The following is a 16,383-nucleotide window of genomic DNA, read 5'->3' on the forward strand; positions in this document are numbered from 1 at the left end:
ATTACACCCTAATAACGCTCATTCGTTCACAAATTGTTCATTCTTTTTTATTGTGAACTATTTATCATATTTCATTCACCATGTATAATCTGTTATATACAAAAAAGACATTCTGTTTTATACCCAAACAAATGAGAGGCGGAAAACAACATGGAACAATGGAAAGGCTTTCAAAGAGGTACATGGAACAAAGAAATTAACGTTCGTGACTTCATTATTAATAACATTACAGTTTACGATAAAGATGATTCATTCTTATCAGGTCCAACAGAAGCTACTACAAAGCTTTGGGCTCAAGTTATGGATTTAAATAAACAAGAACGTGAAGCAGGCGGAGTTTTAGATTTAGATTCTAAAGTAGTTTCTACTATTACTTCTCACGGTCCTGGATACTTAAACAAAGATTTAGAAACAGTTGTAGGTTTCCAAACTGACGCTCCATTCAAACGTTCACTACAACCATTCGGTGGAATTCGTATGGCTGAGCAAGCTGCTGAATCTTACGGCTTCCATGTAGATGAAGAAGTAAAAGAAATCTTCACTAAATACCGTAAAACACACAACCAAGGTGTATTCGATGCTTACACTGACGAAATGAAATTAGCTCGTAAAGCTGGTATCATCACTGGTCTACCAGATGCTTATGGTCGTGGACGTATTATCGGTGACTACCGTCGTGTAGCTTTATACGGTGTTGACTTCTTAATCAACGAAAAGAAAGCAGATCTTAAAAACACAGGCGCTGTAATGAGTGAAGATGTTATCCGTCTTCGTGAAGAGCTTTCTGAGCAAATTCGTTCATTAAACGAATTAAAGCAAATGGCTGCTGCTCACGGATTCGATATCTCTGCTCCAGCTTCTAACGCTCGTGAAGCATTCCAATGGTTATACTTCGGTTACCTAGCTGCTATTAAAGAGCAAAACGGTGCTGCAATGAGTTTAGGTCGTACATCTACTTTCTTAGATATCTATATCGAAAGAGATTTACAAAACGGTTCATTAACTGAAATCGAAGCACAAGAATTAGTTGACCACTTCGTAATGAAGTTACGTCTTGTTAAATTCGCTCGTACACCTGATTACAATGAATTATTCAGTGGAGATCCAACTTGGGTAACTGAATCAATCGGTGGTGTATCTCTAGACGGAACACCTTTAGTAACTAAGAACTCATTCCGTTTCTTACACACATTATCAAACCTTGGACCAGCTCCAGAGCCAAACTTAACAGTTCTTTGGTCTACTAAGCTTCCACAAGGATTTAAAACTTTCTGTGCAAAAATGTCTATCGAAACAAGTGCAATTCAGTACGAAAACGATGACATCATGCGTTTAGAGTACGGCGATGACTATGCAATTGCTTGCTGTGTATCTGCAATGCGTGTAGGTAAACAAATGCAATTCTTCGGAGCTCGTGCTAACTTAGCAAAAACTTTATTATATGCAATCAACGGTGGAATCGACGAAAAACTTAAAGTACAAGTTGCTCCAAGATTCGCTCCAATCACTTCTGATATCTTAGAATATGATGAAGTTATGGCTCGTTTCGATACAATGATGGAATGGTTAGCAGGTCTTTACATCAACACATTAAACTGCATCCACTACATGCACGATAAATATAGCTATGAAAGAATCGAAATGGCATTACATGATACAAAGATTCTTCGTACAATGGCAACTGGTATCGCTGGACTAAGTGTTGTAGCTGACTCTTTAAGTGCTATTAAATACGGTCAAGTTAAAGTTATCCGTGACGAAAACGGTGTAGCTGTTGACTTCGAAACAACTGGTGACTACCCTAAATACGGTAACAACGATGATCGCGTAGACCAAATGGCTGTTGATTTAGTTCACACATTTATGACTAAGCTTCGCAAGCACGCAACTTACCGTGATTCATTAACAACAATGTCAATCTTAACTATTACTTCTAACGTAGTATATGGTAAGAAAACAGGTAACACTCCTGACGGACGTCGTGCTGGTGAGCCATTCGCTCCTGGTGCAAACCCAATGCACGGAAGAGATACAAAAGGTGCTCTAGCTTCATTAGCATCTGTTGCAAAACTTCCATACCATGATGCATTAGATGGAATCTCAAACACATTCTCTATGGTTCCTAAAGCACTTGGTAAAGACGAAGCTAGCCAAGAAGCTAACTTAGCTGCAATTCTTGATGGATATGCTTCTAAAGAAGGTCACCACTTAAATATCAACGTATTTAACCGTGATACTTTATTAGACGCTATGGAACATCCAGAAGAGTATCCACAATTAACAATTCGTGTATCTGGTTACGCAGTTAACTTTATTAAATTAACTCGTGAGCAACAAATCGATGTAATTAACCGTACTTTCCACGGAAGTATGTAATATAGAAAAGCGGAAAGTGGTCGTTTGGCGGCGTATGGACTGGAGCACTCTGATACGAGATATAGGAAACACGAAGAACGCAGTGATTCGATGTTGACTTATCGTAGAGAAGAGTGTGAAGTCCACTTGGAGCTAGACAATATAGAAAGACTCAATTATTGAAAGCTCTACCTGTTAACATGTTTAACAGATGAGCTTTCGGAATTGAGCTTTTAGAAAATAGATAAAGCGTCTTATACAGCTTATTATTTTAAACTGTATAAAAGTCATTTCGAAACGAAAACTAGCTTTAGGCGCTGTAGCAATACAAAGACCAAATTCGAATGACAATCTCTTTAACAGATGTTATTCATTTTGGTCTTTTATTTTAGTAGAGCTCCCTTCATATCCAGTTGATTGGAGCTAGGAGGGGAATTTTAAAATGCAAGGAAATATTCATTCCGTTGAAACATGCGGTACAGTTGATGGACCGGGAATTAGATATATCGTATTTACACAAGGTTGTATGCTTCGCTGCCAATATTGTCATAATGCTGATACTTGGGAGTTTGGTACAGGTAAAACAATGACAGTTGATGAAATCGTGCAAGACCTTGAAAGCTATCGTCCATTTATGGAGTCTTCGGGCGGCGGTATTACAGTTAGTGGTGGAGAGCCATTATTCCAAATGCCATTCGTAACTGAGCTTTTCAAAGCTTGTAAAGCGAAAGGAATTCACACAACAATTGACTCGTCAGGTGGAAACTTCTCTGAAAGACCTGAATATCTAAGTCAATTAGATGAATTACTACAATATACAGATCTTATTTTAGTCGATTTAAAGCACATCGATCGTGAACAACATAAACGACTAACTGGGAAATACAATGATCATATTCTTAAATTCGCACAATATTTATCAGATAAAAACATTCCAGTTTGGATCCGTCACGTATTAGTACCTGGCGTTTCAGATTTCGATGAATATCTTGATAAGCTTGGTGAATTTATTGGCACTTTAAACAATGTAGAAAAAGTTGAAGTGTTACCTTACCATAAACTTGGCGTATATAAATGGGAAGCACTTAATTTAAAATATCCTCTAGAAGATACAGAGCCACCAACAGAAGATCGCGTGGAAAATGCATACGACAGACTAACTCGTCATTTGAAAAAACGTGTCGGTACTTGCTAAACAATAGAATATATTGTCCGGGAAATATTGCAAAATTCCACGAAAAAAGAAGCAGCGCCAACAGCGTTGCTTCTTTTCTTATTAATCGCCGTAAACGGCAGCATATGTTTTATATCCACCACTCACATTAACTACATCAAAGCCATTTTGATCTAGAATTTTACAAGCTAAATATCCTCTTAATCCAACTTGACATGATACATAAATCGTCTGATCTTTTGGTAGTTCGTCCATTCGGTCTCTTAATTGTCCTAAAGGAATATTAATTGAGTTTGGAATAAATCCATTATCTCTTTCATGTGGGTCACGTACATCTACTAATAGAGCTCCGTTATTTACAAGCTCGTCAATTTGATTATAATGAACAACTTTTACATCACCATCAACTACATGTGAAGCTACATATCCTAGCATGTTAACTGGATCTTTCGCTGATGAGTATGGTGGAGCATATGCAAGCTCTAATTCAGGAAGATCATGGACTGTAAGTCCGCCTTTAATAGCCGTTGCTACAACATCAATGCGCTTATCTACCCCGTCTTTACCGACGCCTTGAACACCATAAATTGTTCCATCTTCTTTACTAAACGTTAGCTTTAGTGAAATTGGGCTTGCACCTGGATAATATCCTGCATGTGAAGCGGGATGAATATGTACTGCCTCATAATCAACACCTAAACGTTTTAATGTTTTTTCATTATGTCCCGCAACCGCTACTGTTAAATCAAATACTTTTGCAATAGCTGTTCCTAATGTACCTTTATATGGTGTTTTCTTTCCATATATATTATCCGCAACGATTCTACCTTGACGATTCGCTGGCCAAGCAAGTGGAACCATCGTATCGTGTTTTAGTAAATAATCTTTCACTTGGATTGCATCACCGATTGCATAAATACTTTCATCATTTGTTTGTAAGTATTCATTTACAACAATGCCACCTCGTTCTCCTAATTCTAAACCAGCACTCTTAGCTAATTCATTTTCTGGTCTCACACCAATTGATAGAATCGTAACATCACTTTCTAATTCTTTACCGCTTGTTAGAATAATCTTTTTGCCTTTGTCAGCAAATGCCTTTACACCATCTTCTAAGATTAATTGAACTCCCTTTGCTTTTAAATGCTTATGAACAATACTTGCCATTTCATAGTCTAAAGGAGCCATTACTTGATTAGCCATTTCAACAACTGTCACTTCAATACCGCGATGTGCTAAGTTCTCTGCCATTTCAAGTCCAATGAAGCCTCCACCAATAACAACAGCTTTCTTTGGTTGATGAGAATCAACTGCAGCTTTTATATCATCCGTATCTGGAATATTTCTTAATGTAAAAATATTATTTGCTTCAACTATTCCTTCAATTGGAGGAACAATTGCCCTAGCTCCTGGTGATAGAATAAGAGCATCATATGATTCTTCATAGGATTCTCCATTTGCTAGATTTGTAACAGAAACTGTTTTACGATCACGATTAATATTAGTCACTTCTGATAAATTTCGAATATCTAATACAAACTTCTTAGACATTCCTTCTACCGTCTGAACAAGCAATGCTTGGCGTTTTGAAATAACTTCTCCGATGTAATATGGCAATCCGCAATTTGCGAATGAAATATGCTCGCCTCTTTCAAATAAAACGATTTCTGCTTTTTCGTCTAAACGACGCAGTCTTGCAGCAGCTGTTGCACCTCCAGCTACGCCTCCTACAATTACGATTTTCTTAGTCATGTTCATACTCCTCGCTTGTTATGTCGTTAAAGTCATTATATACCCCATAGGGTACATTGTAAACTAAAAACCTATTATAAATATCGTACTACGAAATAGCCTAAATATTCAGCTATGTTTATGAAAATTAGTAAAATAGTTTTATGATTATACTATTAAGGCGTATTCATCAAGCGCAACAAAAAATCAGCACGACTGAATAGAGAACAACAAATTATTGTTGTTCTTTATTCGTCTGGCTATATTTCACTGTATAACCGAGAGATGCAAAAATAATGATTACGCCGATTATTTGCAGTGGCCCTGGAATAAAGCCTGTAATAAAAATATCTAGTACAATGGCTACTAACGGATCTAGAAAAATCAATACAGAGGCGATTCCAGCACTCAAATAGCGGATACTATCATAAAACAATAAATAGACTATACCAGTATGTACAATCCCCGTTACTATACTAAACAACAAACCTTCGTTCGTTAAATGAGTATATGATACAAAACTAACAAAAGGCATTAACATAACTATACCTATGAATGTTTGAATAAACGTCGTCATATAAGAGCTGGATTTTTGTATTTTTCTCCCTAATGAAATAATTGCTCCGTAGAATACTGCTGCAGCAAGCGCTAGCAATCCTCCCATTACTTCATTTCCCGCAGAAGACTGATCAAACTGAAACGTAATTAATATTGTTCCGAGAAAAGCGACAATAGTAGCAATTATAATTCTTCTCTCTACTCTTTCTTTAAACAGGAATATATTAATAAATAACGCTATTAAGGGAGCTAAATTATAGATGGAGATTGCTATTGTTATAGATGTTTGTCTAAATGCATAAAACAACAATAACCAATTTAACACGAGAAATATACCACTTAATATAATATAAATCAGTTCTTTTCGATCCCAAATCTCTTGTTTATACTTTCCACTAATAAGCCAATAACCGATTAAAAAAAGAGTCGCACAAACACATCGTAGAAACACTAATTCTAAAACAGGTAAGCCTGTTAAATTAGAAAAAAAGCCGATTGTGCCGAAGATAACCATAGAAGTTGATAGCTTAATAACGGCTCCTTTATTCATTCTAAATCTCTCCTAGTCACATTGTTAGAATTTTCAATATACTAATTTTATAAAAATACTTATTACATTGCTCATAAAGTGCATAAAAAACGTACAAATACAAAATAATGTACTGTACGCTTTTTAACCATATCATACTAATTCATAAAATTTAATCGTATTTTGATAAAGTATTTCATAAACATTTTCTATTTCTACCTGTTTAATATGAGCGATTTTCTTAATGGATTCATGTATCATGCTAGGAGATGTCATTTGACCTTCAAATCGTTCTTCAAATGGCCACGGTCCATCTGTTTCTACCATCATTAGTTCTAATGGATAGCTTTGAACAAGTTGCTGAATCTCTTCCTCATAGCAAATATCTGGCGTAATCGATATATAGTATCCGTTCGAAATCATTCTTTTCACTGTTTCCTTACTACCTTTAAACCAATGAAAATGTGCTTTAGTCACATTATGGTTCTCTAATAAATCACAAACAATCGGTGCATCTTCATATACCGCATGAAGAATAATTGGTTTATTTGTTTCTTTTGCGAATAGTATAAAGCGTTCTAGCAATGCAATATATGCTTCTAAATCAACAGCTGCTTGTTCTTGTCGTAAATAGTATGGTAAACCTACCTCACCAACTGCCACCATTTCATCTTGATGCTCATCCATCCATGTTAATAGCTGTTGTATTTCTTTCTCAGATGGAAGTGGCTGTTCAGGATGAAAGCCAAATGCTGCTTGAACTCGTTGATCTTTCTTCGCTAACTGTAAGTTAGTGATAGCTGATTGTAAATGCATCGAAACCGTAATGAGATATGAAAAATCTTCGTTAGCAAGAATCTGTTTCTGCTCTTCAGCGCAATACGTATCTAGATGGATATGGCTATCAATAATCTTCATTTTCAACTCTCCTTCAATAGGTGATAAAGCTCTTTCTTCATCTGAAGTAACTCATTACTAACGAGTAAGTCTTCACTTCGAGGGCGACTAAATGGTACTGTAATCTCTTTGATCACAGTGGCTGGCTTTGAAGATAATACGTAGATTTTATCAGAGAGTAATAATGCTTCTTCTATACTATGTGTAATAAATAAAACAGAGCGTTTGTCTTCTTCCCATACTTTCAACAGCCACTTTTGCATAGATAGTCTCGTAAGTTCATCTAATGCTGAAAATGGTTCATCTAAGCACATTATTGATTGCGGACTAGAAATACAACGTAGAAACGCAACACGTTGTTTCATCCCACCTGATAATTCATGTGGTAATGCATGTTCATATGCTTCTAAACCAACTTTTTTGATTTGTTCCTTCGCCTTCTCTTTATCAACTTTCCCAGATAATTCGGCACCTAGTACAACATTATCAAGTACAGTACGCCACGGAAGCAATGCAGGTTGTTGTGGCATGTAACTGATATGCCCTTTACAGCCGTTGATATTCTTTCCTTTTAAAAGAATTTCTCCTTTATTCGGTTGATATAATCCACCAATTAAATGAAAGATTGTGCTTTTCCCACTTCCAGAAGGCCCTAAAATGCTAACGAACTCCCCTTCTTTTACACTCAGATGTAAATGCTCAATAATGGATTGCTCGCTCGTAAAAGAAAAGGAAATATCATTCATTTCGAGTATCATAATTGTTATTCTCCTTTCTTTTCCACGACACGAAGTATCTTTCAAGAAGTGTAATACAGCTAAAGAATAATAAACTTAATGCCATAATAATAAAGATGGCGACAAATACACGATCTGTACGAAATGATGAAGAAGCGAGTGTCATATACACGCCTATCCCTTCCTTAGCACCTAACCATTCGGAAATAACTGCTCCCATCACACTATACGTTGCTGATATTTTCAGACCTGAAAATAAAAACGGTAACGCATGAGGCAGCTCTAACTTCCAAAACAATTCCTTCTTACCCGCTCCCATCATATGAAAATAATGCTTTAATTCATACGGTGTTTGGCGAAAACCATCCAATGCTGCAACAGCAACAGGGAAAAAGCAAACTAATGTAATGACAATAATTTTTGGTAAGATTCCAAAGCCAAACCAAATAACTAACAATGGTGCTAATACGATAATCGGTACATTTTGCGAAAGAATGAGCAAAGGATATACCGCATCTTTCACTTTCGGAAATAGATGTAGCATCGCTGCTATAAGGATTCCAATTAAGCTCCCAATAATTAGGCCGATAACCGCAAGTTGAACCGTCGAACCTAACTGTTCAAAGACTCTATCGAAATCAGCAATGCCCTCTTTAAGAATGGCTGAAGGAGATGGTAAAAGCCATGATTCCACCTTCATAACCCTTGTTATTACTTCCCAAACGACTAATAAAAATAATAAAAGAAAGAAGGGCGCGCCCTTCTTCCATATAAATTGCTTACTCATTACTTATATTTCTCCGTTAGTGTATCCATCGTAATGCCACTCGGCTGAAATAAAATTTTCACTTGAGATATAACATTTGGTGAACCAAGCTCAATCATTCTATGATTCATTTTTTCTATAATGGTAAATAGATGTGATAATTCACCTTCCATTGTTGTTTCTAACGGATGTACCTCGTATTTCACACCTGATTCATCAATGATTTTAATTGCTTCATCTACTAAAGGAATGACATTCTCTCCTTTAGGAATAATTTGAATGCTGATTAATGAATTAGCCATTTTATTTCCCCCCTACTCCGGTAAATAATCATTTGTAAATGCTGCCTTCGGATCAAACTTTCCTTCTAACAGCTTGTTCTCTGCCATCCAGTCACTATAGTTCTTCCAAACCTCTAGCTTTTGTTCACCCCAACGTTTCGCATCATCTTGATATCTTGGTGCTAGCCATTCTTGGCTCTTCTTCACAAGCTCTGGATTTAAATCTGGTACTTCTTTAATCAATATATCCGCTGCTTCACTTGGAGAATCAATTGCGAACTCATAACCTTTTGAAACGGCTTTAACAAATGCTTTTACGGTTTCTGGGTCTTTCGCAATCATTTTTTCACTCGTCGTTAAAATTGGAGTATAGTAATCTAGCTCTTTAGAGTAATCCTTTACATAAAGCATATCTAATTTTTCGCCTCTTAACTCCGCTTCAATTCCCGTCCAAGCATAATAAATCCAAGCAAAATCAATATCTCTCTTCACAGCTGTAAAATAATCCGCTTCACCCATATTGATAATATCAACTTTCTTTACATCCGCATTCTCTTTTTCCATAATAGCCTTCATAATTGCTTCTTCTACAGGCGAACCATAGCCACCGTATTTTTTTCCTTCGAAGTCTTTCGGAGATTTTATATTCTTATTCGCTGGTGCAGCAAATCCAGATGTATTATGCTGAATAATAGCTGCAAGCGATACAAGTGGCACACCTTGTGCACGAGCTTGTGTTAACCCTTCTTGATAACCAATACCAAAATCCGCCTTTCCTGAAGCTACAAGCTGATCCGCTCCTGCTTCACCTGGCATAATGATTTCCACATCTAAGCCTTGCTCTTTAAAATAGCCCTTTTCCTTCGCTACATAAAGACCTGTATGGTTCGTATTCGGTGTCCAATCTAACACAACTGATACTTTCTTCAAGTCTTCTTTCTTATTCTTGTCACCTTCATTACTATTGTTACCACTACACCCTACTAATAAAAGAGCTACTACTAAAAAAATAAGTACCTTCTTCACAAGCTTTCTTCCTCTCGTATGTACTATTCATAGTATGAATATGATCATGAAAAATCTTGCAAATATTATTTAGTAAATAAAAAACGCCCGAAAAAATATCTTCGGACGGTCGCATACAATAAACGTAAATAATATGTTCCCTCCGCTGGTATGAGCCAGATCAGGTTCAAAGAGTCAGCATCTTACGGACGCTATCTCAGCTGGCAACACCAGCCCCTCCACATGATATTTCACTATGAACTTGTCGTTGTTATTATAACAAAATATCGAGGAAATGCAAAAAACTATTCCGAATATTTCACACATGCTACGATTAAGAAAAGCGGAAGCGTCAGTTTAGCTCCGTATATTCTTTCGCCCTCTTCCTTTAGATAAAGGAAACACGAAGAGCCAATAGGCGATTCGCTGTTGACTTATCGTAGGGAGGAAGACCGTAAGTTCACTAGGAGCTGGGCTGCTTGCGCTAGACATAACGTGAACTACATACTTTTTCTAAATTCTAAGGAGGATGAACAATTATGACGCTAAACAATTGGTTTAACAAAGGTTTAACCGAGGAAGAGTACTTAAATGCTATGACTGTGAATCGAGATAATATGGAGAAAGTCGCAAGTCAATATATCTTAAAGGATGCAGACAAAGCGAAATCTTTGCAGCCACATAACTTACGGGCACTTGTTTTAACAGCAGATTGGTGTGGAGATGCTATGATGAATTTACCTATTTTCATGGCTATTGCTAAAGAAGCGAATATCAAAGCAGCTTATTTCATTCGTGATGAAAATCTTGAATTAATGGATCAATATTTAACAAATGGAACAGCTCGCTCCATTCCAATCATCGTCCTTATCGATGAAAACGGTGAAGAATTCGCTAAATGGGGACCTCGTGCAGTAAAAGTTCAAACGATGGTAGATGAAAAACGAAAAGAGCTTCCTCCACAAGAAGACCCTGCTTTTGAAACGGTTATTAAAGAATTTTATGCGATGATTGGTAAGCTTTACACTACTGATTCCACTCTTTGGTCTCAAGTTGAAGAAGATATGCTACACACATTTGTAAAATAAATTAGAGCCCGACTCTCTCTCATTTTACTAACCACAACTCAGCATTTACTCACCATAACATTAACAAGAAAAAGGGATGAACATTTATCATCCCTTTTAGCATTTATCTACATCATAATTCCGCCATCTACATGTAAGACCGTACCATTTACATAGTTTGCTTCATCTGAAGCCAAGTATAAATAGGCATTTGCTATATCAGCTGGCTTACCTAATCGCTGTAGTGGAATTGTGCTTTTCAACTTATCAATGACTTTTTCAGGAATAGTTTCTACCATTGAAGTCGCAATGAACCCTGGTACAACGGCATTAACTGTAATTCCTTTTCGTCCGAGTTCTTTCGCCCAAGTTTTTGTCATACCAATAATGCCAGATTTAGCAGCTGCGTAATTTGTTTGACCTACATTACCATACACACCTGAAACAGAGGATGTATTAATAATGCGACCTGATTGGTTTTGAATCAAATGTGGGACAACTGCTTGTGTACAGTGAAATAATCCAGTTAAGTTAACATCAATAACACTTTGAAAATCTTCAATGCTCATCTTCGTTAACATTGCATCTTTAGTTATACCTGCATTATTAATTAGAATATCAATTTTGCCAAAATGCTCATCCACTGCTTGAACCATTTCATTAACGCTGTCTCGATTCGCTACATTCACATGGAATGCTGCAACATGATTTGCATATTCTCCGAGTTCAGTTATTTTTTCTTTCACACCATCAATTGAATAATCAGCAATTGCAACCTTCGCACCAGCCTTAAGAAATACATTTACTGCTTCCCATCCAATTCCATTTGCTCCACCAGTGATAATCGCTACTTTATTTTGTAATTTCATACCTTCGCCCCTTGCTTTTTATGAAATAACCACAAACCATATTCTACCATATTTTCAGAAGCAACAGTGTAATTTACACATATATAATATTTACATATGTTAAAATAGCCTAAAAAGTTCCAAAATAAACAAAAAAATAAAAGGAGCAAAGAAATTGAACAAAGTTATAACGATTCATGTAACTGGTCGAGTGCAAAAAGTAGGCTTCCGAAAATCCACTGCAAAATTAGCAAATAAGCTACATATTAAAGGGTGGGTTAGTAATACACCAGATGGTGGTGTCCAAATTGAAGCTGAAGGTGCTCAAGATCATCTTGATGCATTTATAAAATCTGTATCCAAAGGTCCTCTTTTTGCTAAAGTACAATCCATTACTGTCAGTGAAACATCTACCTCAACAGGTTATGAATTATTTCAAGTAAAAACGGAATAAAAAACACACCAACATAGTCTCATTATATTGGTGTACACTATATTAAAGTGACACTTTTATCCGTCTGTAAGGAGCGTACTCATATGATACGTATTTCCATCAATGTAGAAGGCCATGTTCAAGGTGTTGGTTTTCGCTATTTCACCACTCTAATAGCCGAAAATCATCATATTAAAGGCTGGGTTCGAAATAAGGAAAATGGAGATGTAGAAATTGAAGCTGAAGGTGAAATTCATAATCTAAAAGGTTTTATCAATAACATTCGCAAAGGTCCTCGTTTTGCAAGGGTTGACAATGTGACCATTCGAGAACTTGAAACAATTCATGGTTATGATAAGTTTAAACAAATTTACTAAGAAAAACTGTCACCGGTCATTTTTGATTGATGCTTATGCTACTACTCCCAATCCAAAAGAGCCGTGCGGCAGAAATAAACAAGCTGTTCTTGAAAACCCTCTTTTGATTTTCAATATTGTTCCTAATTTTGATAAGTGCAAATTTGAATGATTTTCTCAATGATTTAGGTTCGAAAAATAACAAAGCGGTATCTCTTTTTTATTAAGAAATACCGCTTATATATGCTCCATTCTTGCTATATCAATTAAGACTCTTCTACTTTAAATTGGCTGTTGATTTTATTTAAATCATTGGATGTTTTATTTAACTCATTAACAAGTTGGTCCAATGATTGTATGGAAGAATTAATTTCTTGTCCAGAAGCGGATACTTCCTCAATACTTGCTGCATTTTCTTCTGAGATAGAAGCAAGCTCCATAATAGACTGATTAATAGCTGATTCCTTTTCAGATACCAATGACAATTGTGAGTGCATATCATTCGCTAACTCATTCATAAGAGATAGTGATGAAGAAATATTGTTAAATGTTTCACCTGTTTGGTTTAAATTTGTTCTTCCGCTTGATACTTTTTCTAATCCACCTTTTAATATTTCAACCATTTTAAGGGAGTTATCTGTAACCGTAGATACAATAGTATCAATGTCTTTAACGGAACAAGAAACCTCTTTTGATAGCTTTCCTACTTCACCAGCTACAACGGCAAAACCTTTACCATGCTCACCCGCTCTAGCTGCTTCAATAGAGGCATTTAGAGACAGTAAGTTAGTTTGGTCGGCAATGCTACTAATAATTGTTACAAGCGATGATACCTTCTTATTCTCCTCATTTAATATTTTAACTTCCTCTACTGCATTAGTAATAATCTGATAGATTTCTTCCATATGTTCTTTTGATTCATTCATCAAACTCGTACCTGTATTCGATTCCTTCAATAACTCGTGAGTAGAATCTACAATAGCATTCCCCTGTAAAGTTGTCTGTTGATATAAATTCGTAAATTCCATCATTAATTCATTTAAATCAGTAGCTAGTCTAGCTTCTGATTCAGCAGCAGAAGCCATTTCACTCATTGTGGTTGTCACTTGCTCTGCTCCGATACTTACCTCACTTGTTGATTTATTTAGATGAGTACTTTGTGCATGAAGATTAACAGCAATAGCTCTCATTTTCCCGATTAGTGATTCAATCGTTTCTGTCATATTCTTAGTTGATTCATAGAGCTTACCAATTTCATTAGTAGCTTTCATTTGATTCGGCTTCAATACTTCACTTGCTTTTGATAGCTCTCCATTCGTTATATATTGAGTAGCCGTAATAAGATGTTCAAATGGTTTGAATTCCTTGGTTAATAACACGAAAATAATCGCTAATATAATAACGGATAGAACTAGCACTATAATGATTAACGACGGTAATTCTTTCTTTAGGACTTGTTTTTCAACGTCCTTCAAGAAATGTGCATCAACATCAATTCCAACTACACCAATAACCTCACCATTATTATTTTTGATTGGTGCGAAAGATGAAATGTAATCTCCAAATTCTTTATCTTTTGTTAGTCCGCTACTACTTGTTTGGCCCTTAAAGGCGGATTCTGTATCTTTATAGGTTGTACCGGTCACATTTGAACCTACTGGACTTGGCTCATCTCTACCGTCAACCATTATTTTGAGATCATGGTTATCATCTGATAATGTGTATACATAAAAAAATCCATTATTTTTTCGAACATTATTTAATTGGTCTACAAGTGCTTGATATTCTTCTCCACTAGGATTACTTAAAAACTTTTCATATTGTTTAGCATCAATTTCAGCAGCAATACGTGTGGCATCCAATTCTCCGTTTTCTTGAAAAGTTCCCCTGATAGAGGAAGCCGTATTTTTGTATAAAAGACTGATCGTACCAATTAACATAATGATGATAACTGCTATAATCAGTGCTAATAAGCCTCTTTTTAAACTTTTTCGTATAAAATGAAACATGATATTCTACACTCCACTCCTATAGATTTCCCCTCTACAGTCGTGAAAATTCTAGCCTCCCAAAATCCCTGTTACGCATGCCTTAATAAGTATGTATATAATCTCACACATTAATTGTAGTTTAAAACTTTCAAATGTTATACCTTTTTTGACAATTCAGTGTGAAACATCTGTGAATAAGAAAAGCGTAAGCTCCCTACTCAGCTCCGTATGTGCTGGAGCTCTCCAAACCGAGATAAAGGAAACACGAAGAAGCGCTCTAGGCGATTCGATGTTGACTTATCGCAGGAAGGATAGCGAAGCACACTAGAGCTGGGCGCTTGCGCTAGACAATTAAAAAAGCCCGCTATTAGAAGCGGGAGTTTATAATTTTTCATCTTTACACAACGACCAAGAACGAAATTCTAGGTCTTCTTTATTAAATAGCATTCAATGCTTGCTCTATATCCTTCCAAATATCCTCCCATGCTTCTAATCCAACTGATAATCGTATTAGCTGATCGGTAATTCCCATTTCTAGACGCTCTTTTTCAGGAATTCCCGAATGCGTCATAGAGGCAGGATGCTGAATTAATGTTTCTGTATCTCCTAGACTTACTGCTATTTTTAATAAGGTAAGAGCGTTCAAGAAGTCTTGTGCCTCTTGTTTACTACCGTTAATTTCAAACGAAATAACTCCGCCGCTTTTCTTCATTTGTTTATGGGTAATCGCATAATCAGGATGTTCTTGATCTCCTGGATAGTATATTGCCTTAACCTTTGGATGAGCTTTCAAATGAGAAAAAACCTTTTCCGCATTCTCACAATGACGATCCATTCGTACAGGTAGTGTTTTCAAACCACGAAGCAATAGCCATGCATCAAATGGAGACATAATGCCTCCAATATCTTTTTGAGTAGTGGATTCTACAGTATTCATAAATGCTTTCGTTCCAACTGCAACACCTGCAATCACATCGCCGTGACCACCAATATATTTCGTTGCACTATGAACTACCACATCGCAGCCTAATTCAATCGGTTTTTGTAAATAAGGTGTGGAGAACGTATTATCTACCACTACTGTAACACCATGTTCTTTCGCAAACTTTGCAACCATGCTTAAATCAATCATTTTCATGGTAGGATTAATGGGTGTTTCAATGTATATAACCGTTGTTTCAGGCTTAATCACCTGCTCCAAATCCTCCACTGAAGATAGCCAGCTAAATGAATGTGTAATATTATATTTATCTTGCATTAAATTCAGCAAGCCAAAGGTACACCCATATAGACCTTGTGAGCATACAATGTGATCTCCCGCTTTTGTAAGTGAAAGTAATACAGCTGAAACAGCTGCCATTCCCGAACCGAAAGCAAGTGCTGCTTCTCCACCTTCTAAAAACGCCATTTTTTCCGTTAATATATCAACCGTAGGATTGCCTATTCGAGAATAAATATAGCCATCCTCTTCTCCTCCAAAACGTTTTTCCCCTTGTTCAGCACTTTCAAAAGTAAATGTAGATGTTTGGTATATAGGTACAGAAAGACTTCCATTATGTTTCTTTGAATCATACCCAAAATGAATAACCGCTGTTTCAATATTATTGAATTTTTCTCCCATATTTTTTCTCCTTTACATTACATTTCCATTATCA

General features: G+C 36.3%; 15 protein-coding genes and 1 riboswitch. Of the genes, 5 read left to right on the forward strand and 10 right to left on the reverse strand.

The annotated features are described in order from the left end of the window. The first annotated feature begins 150 nt into the window (after positions 1–150). Together pflB and pflA are read left to right on the forward strand one after the other, a co-directional pair. A complete protein-coding gene (gene pflB / locus TX86_RS20650) occupies positions 151–2,376 on the forward strand; it encodes a formate C-acetyltransferase (protein ID WP_042351814.1) in 2,226 nt (741 codons plus the stop codon). 421 nt (positions 2,377–2,797) lie between these two features. Further along, positions 2,798–3,550, forward strand: coding sequence for a pyruvate formate-lyase-activating protein (pflA, locus tag TX86_RS20655; protein WP_042351816.1), 753 nt, complete (start codon positions 2,798–2,800; stop codon positions 3,548–3,550). A gap of 81 nt (positions 3,551–3,631) precedes the next feature. Here the strand turns inward: pflA and TX86_RS20660 are convergent, their stop codons facing one another. From TX86_RS20660 to TX86_RS20690, 7 genes are all read right to left on the reverse strand, one after another. Then, a complete protein-coding gene (locus TX86_RS20660; protein ID WP_042351819.1) occupies positions 3,632–5,281 on the reverse strand; it encodes a CoA-disulfide reductase in 1,650 nt (549 codons plus the stop codon). 214 nt (positions 5,282–5,495) lie between these two features. After that, a complete protein-coding gene (locus TX86_RS20665) occupies positions 5,496–6,368 on the reverse strand; it encodes a DMT family transporter (RefSeq protein ID WP_042351820.1) in 873 nt (290 codons plus the stop codon). A gap of 132 nt (positions 6,369–6,500) precedes the next feature. Continuing rightward, positions 6,501–7,265 carry a TatD family hydrolase gene (locus TX86_RS20670; RefSeq protein ID WP_042351822.1) on the reverse strand — a complete coding sequence of 255 codons (765 nt, stop codon included), beginning with the start codon at positions 7,263–7,265 and terminating at the stop codon, positions 6,501–6,503. Positions 7,266–7,267: 2 nt separating this feature from the next. Next, positions 7,268–8,002 carry an ATP-binding cassette domain-containing protein gene (locus TX86_RS20675; RefSeq protein WP_042351824.1) on the reverse strand — a complete coding sequence of 245 codons (735 nt, stop codon included), beginning with the start codon at positions 8,000–8,002 and terminating at the stop codon, positions 7,268–7,270. Next, positions 7,983–8,768 carry an ABC transporter permease gene (locus TX86_RS20680; protein WP_042351825.1) on the reverse strand — a complete coding sequence of 262 codons (786 nt, stop codon included), beginning with the start codon at positions 8,766–8,768 and terminating at the stop codon, positions 7,983–7,985. Before TX86_RS20680 ends, TX86_RS20675 begins: the two co-directional genes overlap by 20 nt. Next, the gene (locus tag TX86_RS20685; protein ID WP_042351827.1) at positions 8,768–9,049 is read right to left on the reverse strand and encodes a thiamine-binding protein; all 282 of its coding nucleotides are present in this window, start codon (positions 9,047–9,049) and stop codon (positions 8,768–8,770) included. Before TX86_RS20685 ends, TX86_RS20680 begins: the two co-directional genes overlap by 1 nt. Before the next feature lie 12 nt (positions 9,050–9,061). After that, complete coding sequence (locus tag TX86_RS20690) at positions 9,062–10,054, reverse strand: ABC transporter substrate-binding protein (protein ID WP_042351828.1); 993 nt, start codon at positions 10,052–10,054, stop codon at positions 9,062–9,064. Between the two features lie 120 nt (positions 10,055–10,174). Next, a riboswitch (TPP riboswitch) is annotated at positions 10,175–10,284 on the reverse strand. Between the two features lie 288 nt (positions 10,285–10,572). Here TX86_RS20690 and TX86_RS20695 point away from each other — a divergent pair. Next, on the forward strand, positions 10,573–11,121 hold the full coding sequence (locus TX86_RS20695; protein ID WP_042351830.1) for a thioredoxin family protein: 549 nt from the start codon (positions 10,573–10,575) through the stop codon (positions 11,119–11,121). Positions 11,122–11,228: 107 nt separating this feature from the next. Here TX86_RS20695 and fabG read toward each other — a convergent pair whose 3' ends face one another. After that, positions 11,229–11,969, reverse strand: coding sequence for a 3-oxoacyl-ACP reductase FabG (gene fabG / locus TX86_RS20700; RefSeq protein ID WP_042351831.1), 741 nt, complete (start codon positions 11,967–11,969; stop codon positions 11,229–11,231). A 154-nt stretch (positions 11,970–12,123) separates the two neighbouring features. Between fabG and TX86_RS20705 the strand changes: the two genes are divergently transcribed. Beyond that, positions 12,124–12,402 (forward strand): acylphosphatase, encoded by a 279-nt coding sequence (locus TX86_RS20705; protein WP_195892936.1) that lies wholly within the window; start codon positions 12,124–12,126, stop codon positions 12,400–12,402. A gap of 83 nt (positions 12,403–12,485) precedes the next feature. Next, entirely contained in the window at positions 12,486–12,758 is a 273-nt protein-coding gene (locus TX86_RS20710) for an acylphosphatase (RefSeq protein ID WP_042351834.1), read from the forward strand. Positions 12,759–13,003: 245 nt separating this feature from the next. On the opposite strand, the gene TX86_RS20715 is transcribed toward TX86_RS20710, so the two are convergent. Together TX86_RS20715 and megL are read right to left on the reverse strand one after the other, a co-directional pair. Continuing rightward, the gene (locus TX86_RS20715) at positions 13,004–14,746 is read right to left on the reverse strand and encodes a methyl-accepting chemotaxis protein (protein ID WP_042351835.1); all 1,743 of its coding nucleotides are present in this window, start codon (positions 14,744–14,746) and stop codon (positions 13,004–13,006) included. A gap of 418 nt (positions 14,747–15,164) precedes the next feature. After that, the gene (megL, locus tag TX86_RS20720; RefSeq protein WP_042351838.1) at positions 15,165–16,349 is read right to left on the reverse strand and encodes a methionine gamma-lyase; all 1,185 of its coding nucleotides are present in this window, start codon (positions 16,347–16,349) and stop codon (positions 15,165–15,167) included. Positions 16,350–16,383: the final 34 nt, after the last annotated feature.

The organism is Bacillus massiliigorillae (assembly GCF_000380245.2).
Lineage (GTDB): Bacteria > Bacillota > Bacilli > Bacillales > DSM-1321 > Bacillus_AD > Bacillus_AD massiliigorillae.

Coding starts and splice junctions, on each gene's coding strand:
- TX86_RS20675 (WP_042351824.1), bottom strand. CDS start 8,002: ATGATACTCGAAATGAATGATATTTCCTTTTCTTTTACGAGCGAGCAA.
- megL (WP_042351838.1), bottom strand. CDS start 16,349: ATGGGAGAAAAATTCAATAATATTGAAACAGCGGTTATTCATTTTGGG.
- TX86_RS20715 (WP_042351835.1), bottom strand. CDS start 14,746: ATGTTTCATTTTATACGAAAAAGTTTAAAAAGAGGCTTATTAGCACTG.
- pflB (WP_042351814.1), top strand. CDS start 151: ATGGAACAATGGAAAGGCTTTCAAAGAGGTACATGGAACAAAGAAATT.
- TX86_RS20695 (WP_042351830.1), top strand. CDS start 10,573: ATGACGCTAAACAATTGGTTTAACAAAGGTTTAACCGAGGAAGAGTAC.
- fabG (WP_042351831.1), bottom strand. CDS start 11,969: ATGAAATTACAAAATAAAGTAGCGATTATCACTGGTGGAGCAAATGGA.
- TX86_RS20680 (WP_042351825.1), bottom strand. CDS start 8,768: ATGAGTAAGCAATTTATATGGAAGAAGGGCGCGCCCTTCTTTCTTTTA.
- TX86_RS20670 (WP_042351822.1), bottom strand. CDS start 7,265: ATGAAGATTATTGATAGCCATATCCATCTAGATACGTATTGCGCTGAA.
- TX86_RS20665 (WP_042351820.1), bottom strand. CDS start 6,368: ATGAATAAAGGAGCCGTTATTAAGCTATCAACTTCTATGGTTATCTTC.
- pflA (WP_042351816.1), top strand. CDS start 2,798: ATGCAAGGAAATATTCATTCCGTTGAAACATGCGGTACAGTTGATGGA.
- TX86_RS20660 (WP_042351819.1), bottom strand. CDS start 5,281: ATGACTAAGAAAATCGTAATTGTAGGAGGCGTAGCTGGAGGTGCAACA.
- TX86_RS20710 (WP_042351834.1), top strand. CDS start 12,486: ATGATACGTATTTCCATCAATGTAGAAGGCCATGTTCAAGGTGTTGGT.
- TX86_RS20685 (WP_042351827.1), bottom strand. CDS start 9,049: ATGGCTAATTCATTAATCAGCATTCAAATTATTCCTAAAGGAGAGAAT.